At 72.6% G+C, this 23,168-nt stretch carries 23 protein-coding genes; 10 read left to right on the plus strand and 13 right to left on the minus strand.

Annotated elements, in window-relative coordinates; all coding sequences use genetic code 11:
• The first annotated feature begins 80 nt into the window (after nt 1-80).
• Nucleotides 81-4,250 carry a bifunctional nitrate reductase/sulfite reductase flavoprotein subunit alpha gene (locus BLW86_RS08300; RefSeq protein WP_218138013.1) on the plus strand — a complete coding sequence of 1,390 codons (4,170 nt, stop codon included), beginning with the start codon at nt 81-83 and terminating at the stop codon, nt 4,248-4,250.
• A 9-nt stretch (nt 4,251-4,259) separates the two neighbouring features.
• On the opposite strand, the gene BLW86_RS08305 is transcribed toward BLW86_RS08300, so the two are convergent.
• The 4 genes from BLW86_RS08305 to BLW86_RS08320 form a co-directional block, all read right to left on the minus strand.
• Complete coding sequence (locus BLW86_RS08305) at nt 4,260-4,646, minus strand: VOC family protein (protein ID WP_093873416.1); 387 nt, start codon at nt 4,644-4,646, stop codon at nt 4,260-4,262.
• Nucleotides 4,647-4,782: 136 nt separating this feature from the next.
• Nucleotides 4,783-6,030: a serine hydrolase domain-containing protein gene (locus BLW86_RS08310; protein ID WP_256341256.1), complete on the minus strand. Its 1,248-nt coding sequence runs from the start codon at nt 6,028-6,030 to the stop codon at nt 4,783-4,785.
• Nucleotides 6,031-6,615: 585 nt separating this feature from the next.
• Entirely contained in the window at nt 6,616-6,822 is a 207-nt protein-coding gene (locus BLW86_RS08315) for a cold-shock protein (RefSeq protein WP_256341257.1), read from the minus strand.
• A gap of 232 nt (nt 6,823-7,054) precedes the next feature.
• Nucleotides 7,055-7,651 carry a TetR/AcrR family transcriptional regulator gene (locus tag BLW86_RS08320; protein WP_093873419.1) on the minus strand — a complete coding sequence of 199 codons (597 nt, stop codon included), beginning with the start codon at nt 7,649-7,651 and terminating at the stop codon, nt 7,055-7,057.
• Between the two features lie 113 nt (nt 7,652-7,764).
• On the opposite strand from BLW86_RS08320, the gene BLW86_RS08325 reads away from it, so the two are divergent.
• Both BLW86_RS08325 and BLW86_RS08330 read left to right on the plus strand, forming a co-directional pair.
• Nucleotides 7,765-8,934 (plus strand): alkane 1-monooxygenase, encoded by a 1,170-nt coding sequence (locus BLW86_RS08325; protein WP_093873420.1) that lies wholly within the window; start codon nt 7,765-7,767, stop codon nt 8,932-8,934.
• A 264-nt stretch (nt 8,935-9,198) separates the two neighbouring features.
• A complete protein-coding gene (locus tag BLW86_RS08330; RefSeq protein ID WP_093873421.1) occupies nt 9,199-9,849 on the plus strand; it encodes a ScbR family autoregulator-binding transcription factor in 651 nt (216 codons plus the stop codon).
• Nucleotides 9,850-9,893: 44 nt separating this feature from the next.
• Here BLW86_RS08330 and BLW86_RS08335 read toward each other — a convergent pair whose 3' ends face one another.
• The 3 genes from BLW86_RS08335 to BLW86_RS08345 are packed head-to-tail and all read right to left on the minus strand — an operon-like array spanning nt 9,894 to nt 12,645.
• Nucleotides 9,894-10,658, minus strand: coding sequence for a glucose 1-dehydrogenase (locus BLW86_RS08335; RefSeq protein WP_093873422.1), 765 nt, complete (start codon nt 10,656-10,658; stop codon nt 9,894-9,896).
• Nucleotides 10,659-10,713: 55 nt separating this feature from the next.
• Complete coding sequence (locus BLW86_RS08340; protein ID WP_093873423.1) at nt 10,714-11,661, minus strand: NAD-dependent epimerase/dehydratase family protein; 948 nt, start codon at nt 11,659-11,661, stop codon at nt 10,714-10,716.
• Between the two features lie 15 nt (nt 11,662-11,676).
• Nucleotides 11,677-12,645: a ScbA/BarX family gamma-butyrolactone biosynthesis protein gene (locus tag BLW86_RS08345; RefSeq protein WP_371129461.1), complete on the minus strand. Its 969-nt coding sequence runs from the start codon at nt 12,643-12,645 to the stop codon at nt 11,677-11,679.
• A gap of 113 nt (nt 12,646-12,758) precedes the next feature.
• Between BLW86_RS08345 and BLW86_RS08350 the strand changes: the two genes are divergently transcribed.
• The 4 genes from BLW86_RS08350 (at nt 12,759) to BLW86_RS08365 (ending at nt 16,521) form a co-directional block, all read left to right on the plus strand.
• Entirely contained in the window at nt 12,759-13,439 is a 681-nt protein-coding gene (locus BLW86_RS08350) for a ScbR family autoregulator-binding transcription factor (RefSeq protein WP_093873425.1), read from the plus strand.
• A 126-nt stretch (nt 13,440-13,565) separates the two neighbouring features.
• Nucleotides 13,566-14,717: an acyl-CoA dehydrogenase family protein gene (locus BLW86_RS08355; RefSeq protein ID WP_093873426.1), complete on the plus strand. Its 1,152-nt coding sequence runs from the start codon at nt 13,566-13,568 to the stop codon at nt 14,715-14,717.
• A 28-nt stretch (nt 14,718-14,745) separates the two neighbouring features.
• Nucleotides 14,746-15,531: an electron transfer flavoprotein subunit beta/FixA family protein gene (locus tag BLW86_RS08360; protein ID WP_093873427.1), complete on the plus strand. Its 786-nt coding sequence runs from the start codon at nt 14,746-14,748 to the stop codon at nt 15,529-15,531.
• A 33-nt stretch (nt 15,532-15,564) separates the two neighbouring features.
• The gene (locus tag BLW86_RS08365; protein WP_093873428.1) at nt 15,565-16,521 is read left to right on the plus strand and encodes an electron transfer flavoprotein subunit alpha/FixB family protein; all 957 of its coding nucleotides are present in this window, start codon (nt 15,565-15,567) and stop codon (nt 16,519-16,521) included.
• A 105-nt stretch (nt 16,522-16,626) separates the two neighbouring features.
• On the opposite strand, the gene BLW86_RS08370 is transcribed toward BLW86_RS08365, so the two are convergent.
• The 5 genes from BLW86_RS08370 to BLW86_RS08390 all read right to left on the minus strand — a co-directional run bounded on the left by BLW86_RS08370 (nt 16,627) and on the right by BLW86_RS08390 (nt 20,144).
• Nucleotides 16,627-17,010 carry a zinc ribbon domain-containing protein gene (locus tag BLW86_RS08370; RefSeq protein ID WP_093873429.1) on the minus strand — a complete coding sequence of 128 codons (384 nt, stop codon included), beginning with the start codon at nt 17,008-17,010 and terminating at the stop codon, nt 16,627-16,629.
• A gap of 151 nt (nt 17,011-17,161) precedes the next feature.
• Nucleotides 17,162-17,872 carry a TetR family transcriptional regulator gene (locus BLW86_RS08375; RefSeq protein ID WP_093873430.1) on the minus strand — a complete coding sequence of 237 codons (711 nt, stop codon included), beginning with the start codon at nt 17,870-17,872 and terminating at the stop codon, nt 17,162-17,164.
• 115 nt (nt 17,873-17,987) lie between these two features.
• Nucleotides 17,988-18,749: an SDR family NAD(P)-dependent oxidoreductase gene (locus tag BLW86_RS08380; RefSeq protein WP_093873431.1), complete on the minus strand. Its 762-nt coding sequence runs from the start codon at nt 18,747-18,749 to the stop codon at nt 17,988-17,990.
• Between the two features lie 283 nt (nt 18,750-19,032).
• On the minus strand, nt 19,033-19,503 hold the full coding sequence (gene cynS, locus BLW86_RS08385; RefSeq protein ID WP_093873432.1) for a cyanase: 471 nt from the start codon (nt 19,501-19,503) through the stop codon (nt 19,033-19,035).
• Nucleotides 19,504-19,547: 44 nt separating this feature from the next.
• On the minus strand, nt 19,548-20,144 hold the full coding sequence (locus tag BLW86_RS08390) for a carbonic anhydrase (protein ID WP_093873433.1): 597 nt from the start codon (nt 20,142-20,144) through the stop codon (nt 19,548-19,550).
• 83 nt (nt 20,145-20,227) lie between these two features.
• On the opposite strand from BLW86_RS08390, the gene cynR reads away from it, so the two are divergent.
• The 3 genes from cynR to BLW86_RS08405 all read left to right on the plus strand — a co-directional run bounded on the left by cynR (nt 20,228) and on the right by BLW86_RS08405 (nt 22,552).
• Nucleotides 20,228-21,127 (plus strand): transcriptional regulator CynR, encoded by a 900-nt coding sequence (cynR, locus tag BLW86_RS08395; protein ID WP_093873434.1) that lies wholly within the window; start codon nt 20,228-20,230, stop codon nt 21,125-21,127.
• Nucleotides 21,128-21,324: 197 nt separating this feature from the next.
• Complete coding sequence (locus BLW86_RS08400) at nt 21,325-21,891, plus strand: GlcG/HbpS family heme-binding protein (RefSeq protein ID WP_093878570.1); 567 nt, start codon at nt 21,325-21,327, stop codon at nt 21,889-21,891.
• 37 nt (nt 21,892-21,928) lie between these two features.
• Nucleotides 21,929-22,552, plus strand: a complete 624-nt coding sequence (locus tag BLW86_RS08405) for an ankyrin repeat domain-containing protein (RefSeq protein ID WP_093873435.1) — start codon at nt 21,929-21,931, stop codon at nt 22,550-22,552.
• Here BLW86_RS08405 and BLW86_RS08410 read toward each other — a convergent pair.
• Entirely contained in the window at nt 22,523-23,131 is a 609-nt protein-coding gene (locus BLW86_RS08410) for a CGNR zinc finger domain-containing protein (RefSeq protein WP_093873436.1), read from the minus strand. The two genes, BLW86_RS08405 and BLW86_RS08410, sit on opposite strands and share 30 nt — an antisense overlap.
• Between the last annotated feature and the right edge of the window lie 37 nt (nt 23,132-23,168).

Raw genomic sequence — 23,168 nt, forward strand, 5'->3', positions numbered from 1 at the left:
GGTGCTGGTCGTGGGGCCGTTCCGCCGCTGCGGCGCGGTCCCGGCTCTGGACGGCACGCGCACCGTGAGGTGGGGTTTCGGTGGGATCTGACTCGAACGCCGGCGTGAACGACGGCAGCGTCCGCACCGTCTGCTCCTACTGCGGGGTCGGCTGCGGGATCGTCCTGGACGTGCGGCGGGACCCCGCCACCGGGCGCCGCCGCGCGGTGAAGGCGTCCGGGGACAGGGAGCACCCCGCCAACGCGGGCCGGCTGTGCACCAAGGGGGCGACGAGCGCGGACATGCTGGCGGCGCCCGGGCGGGCGGCGAAGGCGCTGGTCCGCCCCGAGCGGGGCGCGCAGCCGGTCGAGACGGACGTCGACGAGGCGATCGCGTCGGTCGCCGCCCGGCTGAGGGCGGTCCTGGACGAGCACGGGCCGGACGCGCTGGCCTTCTACGTGTCGGGGCAGATGTCCCTGGAGGCGCAGTACCTGGCGAACAAGCTGGCCAAGGGATTCGTCCGCACCAGCAGGATCGAGTCGAACTCCCGGCTCTGCATGGCCTCCGCCGGGTCCGGCTACAAGCTGTCGCTGGGCGCGGACGGCCCGCCCGGCTCGTACGAGGACTTCGACCGCGCGGACGTGTTCCTCGTGATCGGCTCCAACATGGCGGACTGCCACCCGGTCCTGTTCCTGCGGATGATGGAGCGGGTCAAGGCCGGCGCCAAGCTGGTCGTCGTCGACCCGCGCCGCAGCGCCACCGCCGACAAGGCGGACCTCCACCTGCCGATCAGGCCCGGCACCGACCTGGCCCTCCTCAACGGCCTGCTGCACCTGCTCGTCGAGAACGGCCACACCGACGAGGAGTTCATCGCCGAGTTCACCGAGGGCTGGGAGCAGCTGCCCGGTCTCCTCGCCGACCACCCGCCCGCACGCGTCGCGGAGATCACCGGCCTCGCCGAGGACGACATCCGGCGGGCCGCCCGGTGGATCGGCGAGGCGGGCGCCTGGACGAGCTGCTGGACGATGGGCCTGAACCAGTCCGTCCACGGCACGTGGAACACCAACGCCCTGGTGAACCTGCACCTCGCCACCGGCGCGATCTGCCGCCCCGGGGCGGGCCCCTTCTCGCTGACCGGCCAGCCCAACGCCATGGGCGGCCGCGAGATGGGCTACATGGGGCCCGGCCTTCCCGGGCAGCGCTCGGTGCTCGTCGACGACGAGCGCGCCTTCGTCGAGCGGCTGTGGGACATCCCGGAGGGCTCGCTGCGCACCGAGGCCGGGGGCGGCACGATCGAGATGTTCGAGCGGATGGCCGCGGGCGAGATCAAGGCCTGCTGGATCATCTGCACCAACCCGGTCGCCTCCGTCGCCAACCGGAAGACCGTCGTCGCCGGCCTGGAGGCCGCCGAACTCGTCGTCGCGCAGGACGTGTTCGCCGAGACGGAGACGAACGCGTACGCCGATGTCGTCCTCCCGGCGACGCTGTGGGCGGAGTCCGACGGCGTCCTGGTCAACTCCGAGCGGAACCTCACCCTGGTCCGGGGCGTCGTCGACCCGCCGGGCCAGGCGCTGCCCGACTGGGAGCTGATCGCCCGGGTCGCCCGCGCCATGGGGTTCGCCGACGCCTTCGCGTACTCCTGTGCCGAGCAGGTCTTCGAGGAGCTCAAGCGGGCGTGGAACCCCACGACCGGCTGGGACCTGCGGGGCGTCACGTACGAACGGCTGCGCGCCGCCCCGGTCCAGTGGCCGGCCCCGTCGGCCGACGGCCCGGACCGCAACCCGATCCGCTACCTCAACGACGGCGTCAGCCAGGCCCTCCTGGAGCGTGCCGACGGCACCCGCCCCCGGCTGGCCTTCCCGACGGCGAGCGGACGCGCCCGCTTCTTCGCCCGACCGCACCTTCCGGCCGCCGAACTCCCGGACGCCGACTACCCGTTCACCCTGAACACGGGCCGTCTCCCGCACCAGTGGCACACCATGACGAGGACCGGCAAGGTCCCGAAGCTCGCCAGGCTCCACCCGGGCCCGTTCGTCGAGGTCCATCCCGAGGACGCCGGGAACCTCGGGGTCGCGGAGGGCGACCACGTGGAGATCGCCTCCCGCCGCGGGCGCGCCGTCCTGCCCGCCGTGGTCACCGACCGGGTCCTGCCGGGGACCTGCTTCGCCCCCTTCCACTGGAACGACCTGTTCGGCGAGTACGTCAGCATCAACGCCGTCACCCACGACGCCGTCGACCCCGTCTCCTTCCAGCCCGGGTTCAAGGCCTGCGCGGTCGCCCTCACCAGGACGACCGCGCCCGTGACGGCGGAAGTCCCCGGCACGGGGACCGAGCCCGCGCCCGTGACGGCGGAAGCCCCCCGCACGAGCACCGCACCCGCGCCCGTCGCCGCCGCGGATCCCGTTCCCGCGCTCGCCGCGCTGTTCGGGATCGACGACCTCGCCCCCGTGCCGCTCGCCGGGCCGGAGCGCCGCTACCTCGCCGGCTATCTCTCGGGGCTCGCCCTCGCCCCGCCCGACGGACGCGTCCCGGTGCTGCCGCCCGACGCGCCGCTCGCCCCGGACCCCGCCGCCTGGGTCAACGGGGTGCTCGCCGGCATGTTCTCCCGTACGACCTCTCCCACAGCGGCTTCCCCCGGGGAACCGGAGACCCCCGGCCGCCGGCTGCTGGTCCTGTGGGCCTCGCAGACCGGTACCGCCGAGGAGTTCGCCGCCACCGCCGCCGCGCGTCTGACCGCGGCCGGCCGGGTCCCCGAGCTGCTCCCCATGACGGAGGTCGAACCGGCCCGGCTCGGCCCCGGCACGGACCTCCTCGTCGTCACCAGCACCTTCGGCGACGGGGACGCGCCCGACAACGGCGCCGGCTTCTGGGAGGCGCTGTCCGCCCCGGACGCCGCTCCGCTGGACGGCGTCCGGTACGCGGTGCTCGCCTTCGGCGACACCGCCTACGACGACTTCTGCGGCCACGGCCGGCGCGTCGACGAACGGCTCGCCGCGCTCGGCGGCACCCGCCTGGTCCCCCGTACGGACTGTGATCCCGACTTCGAGGAGGCGGCCGAGAGGTGGCTCGGCCAGGTCGTCTCGGCCCTGGACGCGGCCGCGGAACGCCCGGCCGGCGCCACCGCCACCACGCTCACCACGTCACCGCCCGCCCCCACCAAGGCCTCGCCCTTCGCCACCCTCCTCATCGGCAACAGGCTGCTGAGCCTGCCCGGTTCGCAGAAGGAGGTGCGGGAGTTCGCCTTCGACACCCGGGACGGCGAGCTCGCCTACGAGGCCGGTGACGCCCTCGGGGTGTGGCCGGTCAACGGCGCCGGGCTCGTGGCCGAATGGCTGGCCCTCACCGGCCTCGACCCCGCCGGGCCGGTGGACCCGGGGGACGGGACGCCGCTCCCCTTCGAGGAGGCCCTGCGCACCCGCCTGGACATCTCCCGCATCACCACCGAGCTGCTGAGGTTCCTGGCGGCGCGCACCGGCAGCCAGGAGCTGAAGCGGCTGCTGCGCCCGGACAACAAGGAGGCGCTCGCGAAGTGGAGTTGGGGCCGGCAGGCCGCCGACGTGGTCGCCGCGTTCCCCGTCCGGGCCTCCGCCGCGGAGTGGGCCGCCGCGCTCGGGCGCCTGCGGCCCCGTCTGTACTCGATCTCCTCCAGCCCCCTCGCGCACCCGGGCGAGGTGCGGCTCACCGTCTCCGTGGTCCGCTACACGAACGACCTCGGCCGGGACCGCAGGGGGGTGTGCTCGACGTATCTGGCCGACTGCGCCGACGACGGCCCCGTGCAGGTGTTCGTGCGGCGCTCGCCGGGCTTCCGCCCGCCCGCCGACCCCTCGACGCCCATGGTCATGGTCGGTCCGGGCACGGGCGTGGCCCCGTTCGTCGGCTTCCTCCAGGACCGGCTGGCCCGTGGCCACACCGCCCCGAACTGGCTGTTCTTCGGCGAACAGCGCGAGGCCACGGACTTCTACCACCGCCGGGAGCTGGAGGCGTACCTGGACTCCGGCCATCTCGACCGTCTGGACCTCGCCTTCTCCCGCGACCAGCGGAACAAGGTGTACGTCCAGGACCGGATGCGGGAGAACGGCGCCCGGCTGTGGCAGTGGCTCCGGGACGGCGCCCACTTCTACGTGTGCGGCGACGCGGAGCGCATGGCCAAGGACGTCGACCGGGCCCTCAGGGACGTCGTCGCCTCCCACGGCGGCATGGACGCCGACGAGGCCGCCGCCTACGTCAGACGGCTCGCCACGGACAGGCGCTACGTCCGGGACGTCTACTGACGGGGCCGGTCAGGGCAGCTGGACGAGCTGGATGAAGTTGCCGCAGGTGTCGTCGAGGACCGCGATGACGACCGGTCCCGCCTCCGTCGGCTCCTGGACGAAGCGGACCCCGAGGGCACTCAGCCGCTCGTACTCCGCGCGGACGTCGTCGACGGCGAAGGAGGTGGCCGGGATGCCGTCCTGGATCAGGGCCCTCGCGTACGCCTTGGCGGCGGGGTGCGCGTCGGGTTCCAGGAGCAGTTCGGTGCCCTCGGGAGCCTCCGGCGAGACGACGGTCAGCCAGCGGTAGTCGCCCAGGGGAACCTCCGTCTTCTTCACGAAGCCCAGCTTCTCGGTGTAGAAGCGGAGTGCCTTGTCCTGGTCGTCGACGAAGACACTGGTGACGTGGATCCGCATGGCGTTCTCCTCCGGGGCGCCGGCCCGAGCCACCGCGTCACGGTGACTCGAGGGGTTCGGTGTCCGGCCACGTAACCACTTGCCCGGCGCCTCACGGGAACCCGACACGCCCCGCGCAGGAGCGTGTACCGGAGGGTCAGGAGAGGTCGAGCGGGTCGTTCGGGGCGAGCGCGGCCGCGATGCGCCGGGCGACCACCTCGGCCTGGTTGCCGTCGGGGGTGGTCGGGGTCTTCGTCGCGGAGACCGCGATGGCGAGCCGCTCGGACGGGAGGTACGCCTGGATCGCCGCGTACCCGGAGAACGACGGGTTCTGCAGCACCCACCCGTTGATGACGATGACGCCGAGGCCGAAGTGCTTGGCCTCGGTCTGCTTCAGGCAGATCGAGGCGGGGCACCTGGCCGTCCCTCCGCCGAGGCCGACCGTCCCCGGGTTCAGCAGCGTGCGGTACGAGCGGTACGAGAGGAGTTCACCGCTGCCGATCGCGCGCGCGGAGGTGGCGAGGTCGCAGATGTGGGTGGTGATGACCGCGCCCGGCGCAGTGGTCCACGAGGGGTTCCAGAAGGTGGACTCCTCGTAGAGGCCGCGCTCCGAGGTGAAGGCGTGCAGGACCGGACGCGGGATGTCGGGCGTGAAGCTGTTCCGGGTGTCGCGCATGTGGAGGGGACCGGTGACCCGCTCCTTCACGAGCTTGTCGATCCGGGTGCCGGTGATCTTCTCCAGCGCTTGGACGAGGAGGAGGTAGTTGGCGTGCGAGTAGCTCCAGCTGGTGCCCGGCTCGTACCAGAAGGAGTGCTTGAGGGGGTAGGCGAGGAGCTGCGCCGGGGTCCACTGGCGGAAGGGGTGCGGCAGCAGCTCGGCGTCGAAGGCCGGGTCGGTGACGTAGTCGTGGAGGCCGGTGGTGTTGGAGGCCAGCATCCGCAGGGTGATCCGGTTCGCCTTGGGCAGGTCGGGCAGCCACCGCTCCACGGTGTCGTCGAGGCCGACCCTGCCCTCCTCGACGAGCTGGAGGAGGACCGTGCCGATGTGGGCGAAGACCACGGAGCCGGCCCGGAAGTGCATGTCCGGCTCGGCGGGGACGCCGGTCATGGACTCGCCGAGGGCGTCGGTGACGACCTCGTGTCCGTCGACGGTCACCCGCAGCTCGACGGACTTGAGCTTGAGCTCGCTCTTGGCCCTGCGGGTGATGTCCAGGATCCGGCGGGCCTTGCCGTCGAGGGGTCGCTCGGTCCGCACGCAGTCGCTCCTGCCGTGCCCCCCGGGGCCGCCGGGGCCCTCGGGGCCCGAGGCGAGCGCCGGGGCGGCGGCGGTCTGGACGGTGAGGGCGAGGAGCGCGGCGCAGAGGAGGGCCCTGCGGGACCGGCTCCGTGTGGGGGTGGGTCTCATGCCCCGCACTATGGCGGGAGGAAGCATGGCAAACCGGATGAACACTCCACAGTCGGGACGAGAGGCATCCATGTGGGGCAGAGGGAGGAGCCGCTCGGTCGTACCGCCCGGGAGCCGGGCTCGCCTACGACCTCGGGGAACATCGGTACAGCCGTCGACGCCGAGACCGATCACGGTGGGCCGCGCGCCTTCACAGGACAGGGGCCGTTACGTGAAAACACAGGAGTCGTGGCAGCGGATGGTCGGCCTGAACAACCCCTGACCGCAGTCCGGCCAGGATTCCGCGGGGCCCTGCGGCCGCGGGCCTGCGGGGCCGGAGGCGGGCGGCGCCCGCGGTCCCGAGGAGCGCGAGGGCGCCGGGCCGGACGAAGGCGGCCCGGACCGTGACGGCACGGTCGTCCGCCGGGCCCCGTCCGAGGGCCGGCCGCGCCCGAGGTTCAGTCGCGCCAGGGTTCCCCGGTCACCTGGTGGTCGGCGCGACTGATCGCCTCGGCGACCAGACGCTTCGGGTGCCCGGACCACAGCGCCGCGAACCGGTGGCCCCGGCGGGCCGAGCGGTCTCCGCGCCCCGGGGCCCGGCCGGTGTCAGAGGCGCAGCTCCTTCGCCTCGAAGCGGCCCTCGCCGAGGACCAGGACGAAGGAGACCTGCTGCCCCTCAGAGACCGTCTGCTGCGCGCCCTCGATGTCCTCGGCCCTGAAGTACACCTGCTCCTCGGAGCCCACGGGGACGACGAAGCCGTACCCGCCGAGTCGGTTGAAGGACTGCACGAACCCTTCGCTTCTGCCTTCCACTGCGACCTCCTCGTCGTCACCGGCGACGCGGTCGGGGTGTCCGGCCCGGGTGGCCGTTTCCGCGTCTCAGGGGGAGGTGTACCCCGTCGGTCCGCCCTTCGCCACCGCCGCCGGACGTACGGAGCACCCCCGACGATCTAGTACAATGTTCAACAGAGGCCTGCTGTCGGAGATCCCCCGTGTCCGACAGCGGGCCTCGCCCCTTCCCCGGCCGACGGGCGCGGGGCGCGCCTCAGGCGCGGCCGCCCGGGTAGGCGATCCGCGCCGTGATCCTGGCGATGCGCCGGGCCGACTCCTCCGGCGAGGCCACGGGCTGGACGATGTGGCTGACGGTGAGCCGCACGATCGTCTCGACGGCGAGCCCCCGGGACTCCTCGTCGACGTCGGGCCAGGCCTCGATCGCGTACGCGTCGAGCATCGCCATCGCCGTGCCGAAGACCGGCTCCGGGCGGGTCGTGAGGTAGGCGAGGAGGTCGTCCTCGCCGCCGCGCGCCGCGAGCAGGACGCTCTTGATGAGGGGGTTGTCCACGGCCTGCTGGAGCGTGTAGCCCACGCCCGCCGCCGCTGCCGCCTCCAACTCGCCCCGGTGCGCGTCGAGTTCCCGCTGGATTCCGACGAGGAAGCCCTCCAGCTCGCGCTGGACCAGGGCGTTGCCGATGGCCTCCTTGGAGCCGAACTCGTTGTAGAGCGTCTGGCGGCTGATGCCGGCGGCCCGCGCGATGGCGGCCATGCGCAGCACGCCCCAGCCGTCGGCGGCGACGAGCCGGTAGGCGGCGTCGAGCACCTGCTCGCGCAGGAGGGACCGAACACTCTCGCGGAAACGTGTCATCGTGCCCCCACTTTATCCACCGGGCACCGTCCAGAGCATTGACGTTCACCTATCGATCCGTCTATCAACTGGACAGTAGGCAAGGAAAGTGTCCACTTCTTCGAGGAGCGGTCTTGGCCCTGCACAGCGACACCCCCGAAGCCCCCGCCGCCTGGCGCGACCCCAAGCGCTGGCTCTGGCTGCTCGGCCTGCTCATCCCGACCTTCCCCTTCTTCTCCTGGGGACTGGTGGCCGCCACCGGGCTCCGCGCCTTCTGGTGGACCGGGATCCTCGTCCTGTACGTGATCTTCCCGGTCGTCGACCACCTCATCGGCAAGGACTCCGCCAATCCTCCGGACAGCGCGATCGCCCACCTGGAACAGGACCGCTACTACCGGTGGTGCACCTACCTCTACCTCCCCCTCCAGTACGCCGGACTCGTCCTCGGCTGCTGGCTGATCACCCGGGGCGACCTCTCCCCCGTGGACAGGATCGGGCTGACGTTCACCCTCGGCGGGGTCGCCGGCATCGCCATCAACACCGCTCACGAGCTGGGGCACAAGACGGAGGCCCTGGAGCGCCGGCTCTCCCGGATCGCGCTCGCCCAGACCTGGTACGGCCACTTCTACGTCGAGCACAACCACGGCCACCACATCCGCGTCGCCACTCCGGAGGACCCGGCGAGCGCCCGGCTCGGCGAGAGCTTCTGGCGCTTCCTGCCCCGGACCGTCCTCGGCAGCCTCACCTCGGCCTGGCGCCTGGAGAAGCGCCGGCTCGCCCGCCGGGGCCGGTCCGCGTGGAGCCCGCACAACACGGTCCTCGGCTCCTGGGCGCTGTCGTTCGCGCTCTTCACGGGACTCGCGCTCGCCTTCGGGCCGGGGGTCCTGCCGTACCTCGCGGTCCAGGCGGTCTTCGGCTTCTGTCTGCTCGAGGTCATCAACTACACCGAGCACTACGGCCTCAAGCGGGAGCGCACCGAGAGCGGACGGTACGAGCGGTGCGCCCCGCGCCACAGCTGGAACAGCGACAACGTCGCCTCGAACGTCTTCCTCTACCACCTCCAGCGGCACAGCGACCACCACGCCCACCCCACCCGGCGCTACCAGTCGCTGCGCCACTTCGACGAGGCCCCCGAGATGCCGACGGGGTACGCGGGGATGATCGTCCTCGCGTACGTCCCTCCACTCTGGCGCCGCGTCATGGACCCCCGGGTCCTCGCCCACTACGGCGGGGACGTGACCCGGGCGAACCTCCAGCCGTCCCGCCGGGCCCGCCTGCTCGCCCGGTACGGCACGGCCTCCTGAGGGGCCGGGAGGCGATGCTCGGGTCGGGGCCAAGGGCGGCGGGGTCACTCCGAGGCGATGCGCCGACCCGGCAAACCGAGTGTTCGGTTTAACGGGCCCCGCACCCCTCCTCGACCACGTCCGACGTGCGCTCTCACCGCCTCTTCCCGAAGCGATTCCGCCCTGATTTCACCCCAAGGAGGGGTTTACCCGCCGAAGAACCCCGCAGGCACCTCAACGCTCGTACAATACCGAGCAGTCGGTTTACGGGTACGGGGGCCACGGGTGACCAAACAGGAGCGGGCCACGCGCACCCGCGACGCGCTGATCAGGTCGGCGGCCGAGGAATTCGACCGGCACGGCTACGTCCTGGCCACGCTCTCCGCGATCAGCGCGGGAGCGGGCGTGAGCCCCGGGGCCCTCCACTTCCACTTCGAGAACAAGGCCGCGGTCGCCGAAGCCGTCGAGCAGGAGGCCTGCACCGCCCTGCGCCGGACCGCCCGGATCGTCTACGGCCGGCGGTCGAACGCCCTGCAGAACCTCACCGACACCTCGCACGCCCTGGCCCGGCTGCTCCGCGACGACATCGTCGTCCGCGCCGGATTCCGGCTCAGCCGCGCCGACGGCTCCCGTACGGAGCTCAGCCTGCGCCAGGAGTGGCAGAGCTGTGTGCAGCAGCGGCTCGCGGAAGCGGCCGACGAGGGCCTGCTCGTCGCCGACGTCGGGCGCCGACAGGACCTCGCCCGCACCGTCGTGGCCGCGACGATCGGCCTGGAGGCCCTCTGCCACGACAACGGCGAATGGCTCTCCCCCAGGACCGTCACGGGGCTGTGGCGCACCCTGCTGCCGATGCTGGCGACCCCGGAGTCGCTCGCCGGGCTCGATCCCGCGGGGAGCCCGGCCGCGACCGGCGACGCCCGCGTGCCCGTCGGCTGAGCCTCCGGCCCCCGCCGCGAGGGGGCACCGCGGACGGCCGGGCGTCAGAGCTTGTAGCCGCCCGACACGTCCACGCACTGGCCCGTGATCCAGCGCGCGTCGTCGGAGACGAGGAAGCCGACCACGTCCGCGACGTCGGCCGGCGTCCCGAGCCGGTTGAGGACCGAGTGGGCCGCGAGGGCGGCGCTCGCCTCCGGCGTCGTGCGGCGGTGGGCGTTCATGTCCGTCGCGACATAGCCGGGGGCCACGGAGTTCACCGTGATCCCCCGGGGCGCCAGTTCCTTGGCGAGGGCCGGTGTCATCGTGTCGACGGCCCCCTTGGTCATCACGTAGGTGACGGATTCGGGGAAGGCGCGCTTCGTCGCCGCCGAGGAGATGTTGACGATCCGGCCGCCGTCGCGCATGCGGTCGAGGCCCCGCTGCACGAGGAAGAGCGGCGCCCTGACGTTGATCGCGAAGAGCCGGTCGAAGACCTCGGTGGTCAGCTCGTGGATCCGGCCCGAGCCGCTCGCCGCCGCGTTGTTGACGAGGATGTCGAACTCCGGACCGGCGCCCCGCTCCGCGAGCCCCGCGTCCAGGGCGGTGTAGAACGTGTCCACGGCGTCCGGCGTCTCCAGGTCCGCGTGGAACGCGAAGGCACGGCCGCCCGCCTCCCCGATGACCTTCACCGTCTCGTGGGCGGCCGCCTCGTTGTGGCCGTAGTGCACGGCCACCAGGGCCCCGTCCCCGGCCAACCGCTCCGCGATGCCCCTTCCGATGCCGCGGCTCGCCCCGGTGACGATCGCGGTCTTTCCAGCCAACGCGGACATGTCGGTGGTGCCTTCTTTCTTTCTGTTCGGAGACGGTTCCGCCCGAGGATCCGTCTCAGGAGCGGCCGAGGAGGTCCCGGTACCACGGCATGTGGTCCGCGATCGTCGCGGCGAACCCCGGCCCCGGCTCCTGGCCCCACTCCCGCCAGGGGCGGTCGTCCTCGAACCAGTGGTCGGTGGCGAGCATGGCGAGGTGGTGCTGCGCGAAGGGGAGGTCCGCGAGCAGCGCCCGGGCCTCGGCGATGTCCACCGCCGGCCCCCGGGTCCCGGCCCGCCCGTCGACGAGCGTCTCGGCGACCGCGAGCAGTTCCGCCACCGGAACCGGCTCCGGATGGTTGACGTAGTGGGGGCCCGGCCGCGTCCGCGGGGAGAGCGCCGCACCGAGCAGGGCCCGCGCCAGGCTGTCCACGTCGATCAGGGAGTGCAGCGAGGAGCCCCCGTCGAGCGGGCCCGGCAGGGCGGCGAGCAGCCGGACCATGCCGGGCATCAGCTGCCGGTCGCCCGTCCCGTACACGAGGTGGGGCCGCAGGACGGTCCCGCCCGCGTCCAGGACGTACCGCTCCCCCGCCGCCCGGGTGCGGCTGGTCGCCGATCCCGGGGCGAGCGGAAGGGTGCCGGGGGCCGCCGCGCGGAACGGGCCGCGGCCGTGGACGGAGGCCGTGCTCAGGGAGACGATCCGGGTCACCCCGGCGCGCACGGCCGCGTCGACCAGGACACGGGTGCCCTCGTCGTTGACGGCGCGGGCCACGTCCTCCTCCGCGCCGATCGCCGAGGCGCAGTGGATCAGCACGTCGACGCCCTCGCAGGCGCGGCGCAGGGAGTCCGGGTCGCGGAGGTCACCGGTGACGACCTCGACCCCCTCGTCCTCCGGGCCGGACGGCGGGGTGAGCGGACGGCGGGCGAGCAGCCGTACGTGCGACGGTCCCGCCGATGCCGCGGCCGTCGCCGCCACCCGGCCGCCGATGAATCCGGTCGCGCCGGTGATCAGTGTGCGAAGCCCCATGGTTCCTGGTCTGTTTCAGCCCGCCAGGCGGCTGCCGAGGCCGGCTCCGGCCACCGTCAGGTCCCTGGACGGGGAGGTGAGCGTGGAGAGGAAGACGGGCCGGCCGTCCTGCAGACCGGTGACCCGGACGGTCGCCGTCCCGGGGGCGGCGCCGGGCAGGCCCTCGGCCTCGATCCAGCACGGGCTGTCGAGTTCTGCGTACCGCGAGAAGGAGACGTCCATGGCGGTCGGCAGGTACGCGCCGCCGCCGAGCGTCAGCGTCGCCGCCTGCCGGGCGGCTTCGAGGAGCACCATTCCCGGTATGTGGTCGTTCGGACGCCGGAAGAGAGTGGGGTGCTGGGTGTTGATCCGCAGCTGCCACTGACCGGGGCGGGTGCCCGGGGCGAGGACGACGTCCTTGGTGTGCTCGCGGCCGACCAGCCGCGGGGCCACGCCCGGGATCAGCGGAACCGGCCGGCCGAGCGCGGCCATCCGGTCGCCGCGGACCCGGCGGTAGGCCAGGGCCGAGGTGCAGCGGGCCTCGGCGCCACCCGTGGCGAGGTACCTGCCGTCCCTGGTGAGGACCATGGTGGTGCGCAGGTTGCGGAGGCCGCCGCGGCGGCTGTCGAGGTCCGAGCAGACGACGTCGACGGTGACGTCCGAGGAGAGGCCGTTCACGGCGAGCGCCTCGGCGTCGGCGGTGTAGTGGAGGCCCCACATGACGAACTGGTCCTCGACGGGTACCCCGAATTCGGCATGAGCGACGAGCATGGTGGTCTGGCGTATCGTCTCGGCCACCAGTACGGGGTCGTGCCGGTCCCCTGCCACCGGAGAGAAGAAGGGATGTGCGGCAGGCCAGTGAGCGGAGACGGAGAACCGGTTCTCTGCCAACTGGGCCCACCCCGTGGGGATGATGTCCGCGGGATCCGCTCGGTGAACGAACTCCCCGGGGACGCGTGTGGACGTCGCTCCTCGAAAGTTCTGATCCATGGATCCCCCTAGCATCCCCGCGCCCCCGGGCGGCGTATCCGCCCGACCTAGAATACGTACAGCCCGGTTTTCTTTTCAATGCTTCACGTCACACCACGAGCACAGACAGCGATACAGCGGGAGGCGCCTTGGCGCAGCAAGCGCGTGCAATCAAGACCCGGCAGGCGATCCTGCAGTCGGCCGCGGCCGTCTTCGCCGAGCGGGGCTACGAGCGCACGACCATCGGAGAGATCCTGGTTCGCGCGGGGGTGACCAAGGGAGCCCTCTATTTCCACTTTGCTTCCAAGGAAGACCTCGCCCTCGGCGTGCTCGACGCGCAGATGCTCGACGTCCCGCTGCCCCCGCAGGCGATAAAGCTCCAGGAGCTCGCGGACCAGGCCTTCCTGCTCGCCCACCGGCTGCAGCGCGACGCGCTCGTGCGGGCGAGCGTCGCCCTGGCCCTGGACAGCGGCGCCACCGGCGTCGACCGGGTCGCCCCGTTCCAGGCGTGGATCGACCAGGTGTCGGAGATCCTGATGGTCGCGAAGGCGCGCGGCGAGCTGCTCGTCCACGTCGACGTGACGGACACGGCCTCGCTCTTCTCGGGCGCCTTCTCCGGGGTCCAGGCAATGTCCCAGATCCTGTGCGATCGCAAAGACCTGATCCATCGCGTCTCGGTCCTGCTCCGGCACTTCATGCCGAGCATCTGTACGCCGGCGCTGCTGCCCGGACTCGGCCTGACCGAGGAGTACGGCCGGAAGCTCGGCGCCGAGTACGACGCGAACCGGCACCGCCGGGACCAGGCGAACTTCTCGGAAACCGACGATTAAGAAAACCGACTCAACGGTTTCTTGAGCGCCCCGACGCGGAACAGCGTCGGGGCGCTCTGGCGTCATGGCACTGAGTGTGTTTTGCTGAGGGTACTCAGTGCCAAAAGCGTCTAGGGGAGCTCCATCATGGGTAAGGACTTCGACCTGTATCGGCCCTCGGAGGAGCACGACATGCTCCGGGAGTCGGTGCGTGCCCTCGCGGAGGCGAAGATCGCCCCGTTCGCGGCGGCGGTGGACGAGGAGGGCCGCTTCCCGCAGGAGGCCCTGGACGCGCTGGTCGCCAACGACCTGCACGCCGTGCACGTCCCCGAGAGCTACGGCGGCGCCGGCGCGGACGCGCTGGCCACCGTGATCGTGATCGAGGAGGTCGCCCGCGCCTGCGGTTCGTCCTCGCTGATCCCGGCGGTCAACAAGCTGGGCTCGCTGCCGGTGATCCTGTCCGGCTCGGAGGAGCTGAAGAAGAAGTACCTCGGCCCGCTGGCCAAGGGCGAGGCGATGTTCTCCTACGCCCTGTCCGAGCCCGACGCCGGCTCCGACGCGGCCGGCATGAAGACCCGCGCGGTGCGCGACGGCGACTTCTGGGTCCTCAACGGCGTCAAGCGCTGGATCACCAACGCCGGCGTCTCCGAGTACTACACCGTCATGGCCGTCACCGACCCCGACAAGCGCTCCAAGGGCATCAGCGCCTTCGTGGTGGAGAAGTCCGACCAGGGCGTGTCCTTCGGCGCCCCGGAGAAGAAGCTCGGCATCAAGGGCTCCCCCACCCGCGAGGTCTACCTCGACAACGTCCGCATCCCGGCCGACCGCATGATCGGCGCCGAGGGCACCGGCTTCGCCACCGCCATGAAGACCCTCGACCACACCCGCATCACCATCGCCGCCCAGGCCCTCGGCATCGCCCAGGGCGCCCTGGACTACGCCAAGGGCTACGTCACCGAGCGCAAGCAGTTCGGCAAGCCCATCGCCGACTTCCAGGGCGTGCAGTTCATGCTCGCCGACATGGCCATGAAGCTCGAGGCCGCCCGCCAGCTCACCTACGCCGCCGCCGCGAAGTCCGAGCGGGTCGACTCCGACCTGACCTTCTTCGGCGCCGCCGCCAAGTGCTTCGCCTCCGACGTCGCCATGGAGGTCACCACCGACGCCGTCCAGCTCCTGGGCGGTTACGGCTACACCCGCGACTACCCCGTCGAGCGCATGATGCGCGACGCCAAGATCACCCAGATCTACGAGGGCACCAACCAGGTCCAGCGCATCGTCATGGCCCGCAACCTCCCGTAACCACCAGCTTCTCGAAAGGAGACAGGCCGTGACCCTGAAGATCGCTGTCTGTGTGAAGTACGTCCCCGACGCGACCGGCGACCGCGGTTTCGCCGACGACCTGACGACCGACCGCGAGGCCGTCGACGGGCTGCTGTCGGAGCTCGACGAGTACGCGGTCGAGCAGGCCCTCCGCATCTCGGAGGAGTCCGACGACGCCGAGGTCACCGTCGTGACGGTCGGCCCGGACGACGCCAAGGACGCGCTGCGCAAGGCGCTGTCGATGGGCGCCGACAAGGCCGTCCACGTCAACGACGACGACATCCACGGCTCCGACGTCATCGCCACCTCCGCGATCCTGGCCAAGGCCCTGGAGAAGACCGGCTTCGACCTGGTCGTCTGCGGCATGGCCTCGACCGACGGCACGATGGGCGTCCTGCCCGCGCTGCTCGCCGAGCGCCTGAGCCTGCCGCAGGTCACCCTGCTGTCGGAGCTCTCCGTCGAGGACGGTGTCGTGAAGGGCCGCCGTGACGGCGACGCCGCCACCGAGCTCCTGGAGGCCCCGCTGCCGGCCGTCGCCTCGGTCACCGACCAGTCCGGCGAGGCCCGTTACCCCTCCTTCAAGGGGATCATGGCCGCCAAGAAGAAGCCGGTCGAGGAGCTGGACCTGGACGACCTGGGGATCGACGCCGACGAGGTCGGCCTCGCCGGGTCCTGGACCCTGGTCGACGCCGTGGCCGCCCGCCCGGCCCGCACCCAGGGCACGATCGTCACGGACGAGGGCGACGGCGGCAAGCAGCTCGCCGCCTTCCTCACCACCCAGAAGTTCATCTGACCCACCGTCACACCACCTCAGGAGCAAGGAATCATGGCTGAGATCCTGGTTCTCGTGGACCACGCCGACGGTGCGGTCCGCAAGCCCGCCCTCGAACTGCTGACCCTGGCCCGCCGCATCGGCGAGCCCTCGGCGGTCGTCCTCGGCGCCGGCGAGGCCGCCGCCTCGATCGCCGCCACGGCCGGCGAGTACGGCGCGGCCACCGTGTACGTCGCGGACGGCGCCGAGTTCACCGAGCAGCTCGTCGTCCCGAAGGTCGACGCGCTCACCCAGCTCGCCCAGGAGAAGGGGGCGGCCGCCGTCCTGGTGACCTCCTCCGGCGAGGGCAAGGAGATCGCGGCCCGTGTCGCGCTCCGCCTCGGCTCCGGTCTGATCACCGACGCCGTCGAGCTGGAGGCCGGTGACAAGGGTCCGGTCGCCACCCAGTCCGTCTTCGCCGCCTCGTACCAGGTGAAGTCCACGGTCTCGCACGGCGTCCCGGTCATCACCGTGAAGCCGAACTCCGCCGCCCCGGAGGCCGCTCCGGCCGCCGGCACGGTCGAGAACGTCACCGTCGCCTTCACCGGCAACGCCGCCAAGGTCGTCTCGCGCACCCCGCGCGTCTCCACCGGCCGCCCCGAGCTGACCGAGTCCGCGATCGTGGTCTCCGGCGGCCGCGGTGTCGGCGCCGCCGAGGGCTTCGCGGTCGTCGAGAAGCTCGCCGACTCGCTCGGCGCGGCGGTCGGCGCCTCCCGGGCCGCCGTGGACGCCGGCTGGTACCCGCACTCCAACCAGGTCGGCCAGACCGGCAAGCAGGTCTCGCCGCAGCTGTACGTGGCGGCGGGCATCTCCGGCGCGATCCAGCACCGGGCGGGCATGCAGACCTCGAAGACGATCGTCGCGGTCAACAAGGACCCCGAGGCCCCGATCTTCGACCTGGTCGACTACGGGGTGGTCGGCGACCTCTTCGAGGTGCTGCCGCAGCTGACGGACGAGATCGGCGCGCGCTGATCCGGTGACGGGCGGGATCGGCACGCGCCGATCCCGCGGCCGGAGAAAGAAGGGGCGGGTGGCACTCTGTGCCACCCGCCCCTTCCTCGTGTACGCGCCCGGCGCTCAGTACCAGCCGTCGAGCGGGACCTCCTCGCAGAGCCGCACGACCGGCCTGCGCCCGGCGGAGGCGGTGCCGGAGAGCTTGACCCGGGCCCCGGGGCGCACCGCGTGCAGCGGTCCGTCGACGCGGCAGCGGACGACGAAGCCCTCCGTCATGTGGACCGGCCAGAGGTCGGCGTCGGCGGCCGCGACCCCGCGCCGTACGGATATCACGCCCTCGCCCCCGCTGAGTTCGGGCGCCAGGTCGGTCGACCCGCAGGTCGGGCAGAGCAGACGCTGGAACGTCGTGGTGTGGCACCAGCGGCAGCGCTGGAAGTACAGCTCGGACTCGGGGGCCGACTCCTCGGCCTGGACGGCGGTCCCGCTCCTCATTCCCGTGTGGAACACGATGCCTTCTCCTTGCACTCGGCGGCTCGACCGTGCATGGAGCAAAGATATGGCACTGAGTGCCATCAAATAAAGACCTGAGTTCCCTCAATTCGAGATACCGAGAACCCTGAGGCCATTCGGTGACCCTCCGGAGATCCCCCGGTGACCCTCAGCCCTCGCCGAGGCTCGACTCCACCTCGCGCACCACGCGCCACATGGGGGTGGAGCGCTTGGTGATCACCACGACGACGTCCTCGGCCTCCTCGGCCGGTGCGTCCGTCGCCTGGCCGCCGGTGGCCCAGGTGGCGCGGACGAACTCCAGGGCCCCGTCGACCTCGGCCAGCGGGTCGCCCTCGCCGCCCGAGCGCAGCCAGTGCCGCAGGGCGTGGTTGTGGGCGGCGACCACGGCCGCCGCGACGACGTTGGCGCGCAGGGTGCCGTCCCTGCGGTCGGCCCAGCGGGTGCGCAGGTAGTCGCCGAGGGTCTTCTCGTACCGCCAGACCACCGACAGCTCGTACGTGCGCAGTCCGGCCACCTCGCGGGTGAGCCGGTAGCGCTGCACGGAGAAGGTGGGGTTCTCGGCGTACATCCGCATGACGAGCCGGGCGGCGTCGCAGACCCGGACCACCGGGTCGTCGGAGTCGGCGCTCGCGGCGAGGAAGCGGGTCATGTCGGCGAGGCACTGCTCGTGGTCGGGGAAGACCACGTCCTCCTTGGACGGGAAGTACCGGAAGAAGGACCGCCGGCCGACGCCCGCGAGCGTGACGATGTCGTCGACGGTGGTCTGCTCGTAGCCCCGCTCCAGGAAGAGCTGGAAGGCCGCGGCGATGAGGGAGTCCCGCATCGCGGGCTTCGTGGAGTTCGTCGAGGCTGTTCCCATGGCCCGAACCTAACACCCCGGCGCCCCGCTGCGGCACTAGGTGCCGGAGAAATCCGGCACCGAGTGCTTTCGCGGGGGTACGGAGGCCCCGGGGACGCCCAGGCCCGTCAGGGCCTCAGCGGGCGCTCATCCGGAGGGCGCCGTCCATGCGGATCGTCTCGCCGTTGAGGTAGTCGTGCTCGGCGATCATCGTCACGAGCCGGGCGTACTCCTCCGGGCGCGCGAGGCGCTGCGGGAAGGTGACGCTCGCGGCGAGACCGGCCCGGACGTCCTCGCCGAAGCCGGCCATCATCGGGGTGTCGACGATGCCGGGGGCGATGGTGACGACCCGGATGCCGAACTGCGCCAGGTCACGCGCGGCGGTGACGGTCATACCGGCGACGCCCGCCTTGGAGGCGGCGTACGCGATCTGTCCGACCTGGCCCTCGAAGGCGGCGATGGACGCGGTGTTGACGACGAGGCCGCGCTGACCGTGCTCGTCGGGCTCGTGGCGGGCGATGGCCTCGGCGGCGAGCCGCATCACGTTGAAGGTGCCGAGCAGGTTGACGTTGAGCACCGTACGGAACAGGTCGAGGTCGTGCGGTCCCTTGCGGCCCAGGATGCGGGCGGAGGGGGCGATGCCCGCGCAGTTCACGGCGAGCCGCAGCTCGGCGCCGTCGGCGTCGATCGCGGCGAGCGCCTCGCGGACCTGGCCCTCGTCGGTGACGTCCGCGGCGAGCAGCCGCACGCCCTCGGGCAGCGGCCCGGCGGCGGCCACGGCCTTGTCCAGGTCCAGGCCGTAGACGGTGGCGCCGCGCGCGGCGAGTGCGGCGGCGGTGGCGGCGCCGAGGCCGGAAGCGGCGCCGGTGACGAGAGCGGCGGAGCCGGCGATGTCCATGGAACTCCTCGTTCGTGTCGTGCGGGTGCGACCCTGCCGCCGGGATGGCCGCCGGATCGGGCGCGTGCCCGCGAAGGACCGCGCGGTCCGCGCGATCTGCGCCGCCCACCATAGAACCGTGTGCGCCGCCCCCGGAAGCGGAGGCCGAGCCGGGGGCCGGGCCGGGGGCCGGGCCCTCTTCGCCGAGCCGTACGGCGGCGGGGCCGCCCCGGCACCCCCGGGGCCGGTCGCCCGGCCCTCGGCGTCGAGGCGGCCCCGGCCGCCGCTCCTGTCCGAGTGGACGTCAGAAGGGCTTGGTCGGCAGGTACTTGCCGTCGAGGGTGATGACGGCGCGCTCGCCGCCCTCGGGGTCGGCGACCTTCTTCACGTCCAACTTGAAGTTGATCGCGGAGATGATCCCGTCGCCGAACTGCTCGTGCACGAGCTCCTTGAGCGTGGTGCCGTAGACCTGGAGCATCTCGTAGAAGCGGTAGATGGTCGGGTCGGTGGGGACGGCGCCGTCCAGGGAGCCGCGGGTGGGGATCGTCTGCAGCAGGCGCACCGCGTCCTCGTCGAGGCCGAGGAGCTCGGCGACGGCCCGGGCGGACTCCGCCGGCAGGGCGTGCTGGCCGAGGACGGCGGCGGTGGTGAAGGCGACGGAGAGGCCGGAGGCGTCCGCGATCTGCTGCCAGCTCAGGTCCTTGCGGATCTTGGCGTCGACGGCGGCGACCGCGAGGGCGCGGCGGGCGGTGGGGTCGAACTGGGCGTGCACCATGAGAGGTACGTCCTTTCGTGAGGGGTGGCTCTTGCGGAGGGGGATCAGGCGGCGAGCACGGGGCTCGCCGTGGCGGGGAGTTCCTCGACGGTGCCGTCGGCGATGTCGAAGACCCAGCCGTGCAGCCGCACTTCGCCCGTGGCCAGGGCGCGGGCCACCGAGGGGTGGGTGGCCAGGTTCGCCAGCTGCGCGGCGACGTTCTCGCGGACGAGGGCGGCCACGTCGACGGTCCCGCCGGCGGCGGCGCGGGCGAGGGAGGCGTCGGCGTGCCGCAGCCAGGCGGCGACGGCGGGCGCGGCGCTCAGGTCGTGGCCCTCGGCGAGCGCGGTCATCGCGCCGCAGGCGGAGTGCCCGCAGACGACGATGTCCCGCACGCCGAGGACGGTGACGGCGTACTCGACACCGGCGGTGACTCCGTCGGCGCCCGGGGTGTGGGCGGGGACCAGGTTGCCGGCGGTGCGGATCACGAAGAGCTCGCCCGGATCGGCCTGGGTGATCAGTTCGGGTACGACACGGGCGTCCGAGCAGCCGATGAACAGCGTGCCGGGCCGGTGGGCGGTGGCCAGGCGGGCGAAGAGACCGGCCTTGGCAGGGAAGACCTCCCGCTGGAAGCGGGCGATTCCCTCGGCGAAGTGAGGCATGTCCCCACCGTGCACGACCAGCGCCTATAGCGTCCAAGACCTGTTGCCGATATCTGCCATAGATGAGATCTATAGTCGGCCGCATGCAGCCGGAACTCCGCCATCTCCGCTATCTGCTCGCCGTCGCCGAGCACGCCAACTTCACCCGCGCCGCCGAAGAGCTCCGTATCGCCCAGCCCACCCTGTCCCAGCAGATCAAGCAGCTGGAGAAGGCCCTCGGGGCGCAGCTCCTGGACCGCACCGGCCGCACCGTGCGCCTCACGGACGCCGGGGAGACCTACGCGCGCTACGCCCGGCGGGCCCTGCGGGACCTGGCGGCGGGCGAGCGGGCGGTGCTCGACGTGCACGACCTGTCCCGGGGCCACCTCCGGCTGGCGGTCACACCCACCTTCACGGCATACCTCACGGGCCCCCTGGTCGCCGGCTTCCACGCCCGGCACCCGGGCATCAGCGTGGACGTGCGGGAGCTGCCCCAGGACCGCATCGAGGCCGAACTCCTCGCCGACCGGCTCGACCTCGGCATCGCCTTCCACGGCGGGCACCTTCCCGGCGTCGAGGCCACGGAGCTGTTCACCGAGACCCTCGGCCTCGTCGTGGGCCCCGACCACCCCTTCGCGGGACGGACGGAGCCGGTGCCGGCCGGGGAGCTGAGCAGCCATCACCTCGCGCTCCTGAACCGGGACTTCGCGACCCGGCTGCACATCGACGCGTACGTCTCCGAGCACCGCGTCCGGCCGGCGATCGCGGTGGAGGCCGACTCGGTGACCGCGCTCACCGAGATCGTCCGGCGCACCGCGCTGGCCACCGTCCTGCCCGACGCCGTCACCCGGGACCACCCGTGGCTGAGCCCGGTGCCGCTCTCCCCCGCGCTTCCGTCCCGCGCCGTCGCCCTCCTGCGACGCGCGGCCGGCTACCGGAGCGCGGCGGCGGGGGCCTTCACCGAACTCGCCGCGCGGTGGGGAGAGGAGGTGCGGGGGCACTGACCCGCGCAGGACCTTCTCCTCGCGCGGGGTCAACCGATCGGATGACCCCCGGGTCCCCCGTTGCGGGCGCCGGGCGCAGCCGGCACGACGACGGACGGCGGCAGGGTACGGCACCAGGATGGGAGACAGAGCGGGCCACGGCTCCCCGGCGGCCCCCGCGGTTCCCCGAGTTCACTGGAGCAGATCCCATGAAGCACGTGAAGAAGGCCTCCTCGCGCACCCGTGTCGTGACCGGTGGCGCGATCGTCGCCGCCCTCGCCCTCGGCGGCTTCGGGGCCTACTCCGCGAGCGCCACCGGCGAGGACACGGCGGCCGCGCCGGCCGCCGCCACCGCCAAGGCGGACGCCAAGAACAAGAACACGACGCGCTCCACGCACCTGACGATCGAGGCGGCCACCAAGGCCGCGCAGGCGACCCTGGACGCCGCCGAGCAGGAGAACCAGCGGGTCTCCGTCGCGGTCGTGGACCGCAACGGCAACACCCTCGTCACCCTGCGCGGCGACGGCGCGGGCCCGCAGTCCTACGAGTCGGCCGTGAAGAAGGCGTACACCGCCGTCTCCTGGAACGCCCCCACCTCCGAGCTGGCCAAGCGCCTCACCAACGCACCGACCCTGAAGGACATCCCCGGCACCCTCTTCCTCGCCGGTGGCGCCCCGGTCACCGCCAAGGGCGCCCCGATCGCGGGCATCGGCGTCGCCGGCGCGCCCTCGGGCGACCTCGACGAGAAGTTCGCCCAGGCCGGCGTCGCCGCCCTCGCCAAGTAACTCCCAGGGCAGGCGCCCGCGTACGAGGAAACCCGCCATGAACGCGCTCGACCACACCCTCCTGGCGGCCGCCGCGGACGGTGACACCGCCGCCGTCCGCGCGGCCCTCGACGCGGGCGCCCGTGTCGACGTCCGCGACCGGCACCGCCGCACCCCGCTGCTGCGGGCCGCGCTGCGCGACCACGTCCCCGCCGCGCGGGCTCTCCTCGCCGCGGGCGCCGACCCGAACGCGCAGGACGACCGGTCCGACAGCCCGTGGCTGGTCACCGGCGTCACGGGCAGCGTCGCCATGATGCGGGCCCTGCTCCCGGCGGGCCCCGACCTGAAGCTGACCAACCGCTACGGCGGCACCGCCCTCATCCCCGCGGCGGAACGCGGCCACGTGCCGTACGTCCGCGCCGTGCTCCGCGAGACCGCGATCGACGTCGACCACGTCAACCGGCTCGGCTGGACGGCGCTCTTGGAGGCCGTGATCCTCGGCTCGGGCGCCCGTGCCCACCAGGACGTCGTCGCCCTCCTGCTCACCGCGGGCGCCGACCCCGAGCTTCCCGACCCGTACGGCCGCACGGCGCTCCACCACGCCGAACGCCACGGCCTCACCGAGATCGCCGCGCTGCTCCGGGAAGCCGGGTCACGCGGGGTCCTCCGCGGCGCCGCCTGAGCCTCCGGCGGAGTGCCGGTCGCGGTGGGCCGCGACGCGCTCGCGGGTGGCACAACGACGGGAGCAGTAGCGGCGTTCCGGCCCGCTGCCCTGCGCCACGAAGACGTTCCGGCAGCTGCCGGACGCGCAGGTCCTGCCGGGCGGACGCTGCCGGTCCCAGACGAGGACGGCGAGCGCCATGCAGGACGAGGCGAGCAGCCACTCGGCCCAGGGGGCGTCGTCGTCCCGGTCGATGTGCGCGTGCCAGGGGGCGGTGCCGCCGTGCGAGGTCAGCCGGAGCGGACCGGTGTGCTCCCGCAGGAGCCGGTTCAGGACGGTGGCTGCCTCGTCGGCGGTCGCGGCGGCGAAGACCTCCCGCAGCAGGGCGGCGGCCCCGCGCATCTCGGCGACCTCGCGGGGGTCGAGGGCGAGGGGGCCCGGCTCCCCGTACGCCAGGAGCACGGCGGCGACCTCGCCCGGGTCGGGCCGGTCGTCGGCGAGCACGTTGACGAGGGCGGCGGTGCGGCGGGCCGTCGTCAGCACGGAGTGGCGGGTGGACCAGTCGTCCTCGGTGGCGGACACTCCCGGAATGTAACGCATCTTGCGGAGTTTTGAGTTACCTCCGTACCGTCCTGCC

The sequence above is a fragment of the Streptomyces sp. TLI_105 genome, from assembly GCF_900105415.1.
Lineage (GTDB): Bacteria > Actinomycetota > Actinomycetes > Streptomycetales > Streptomycetaceae > Streptomyces.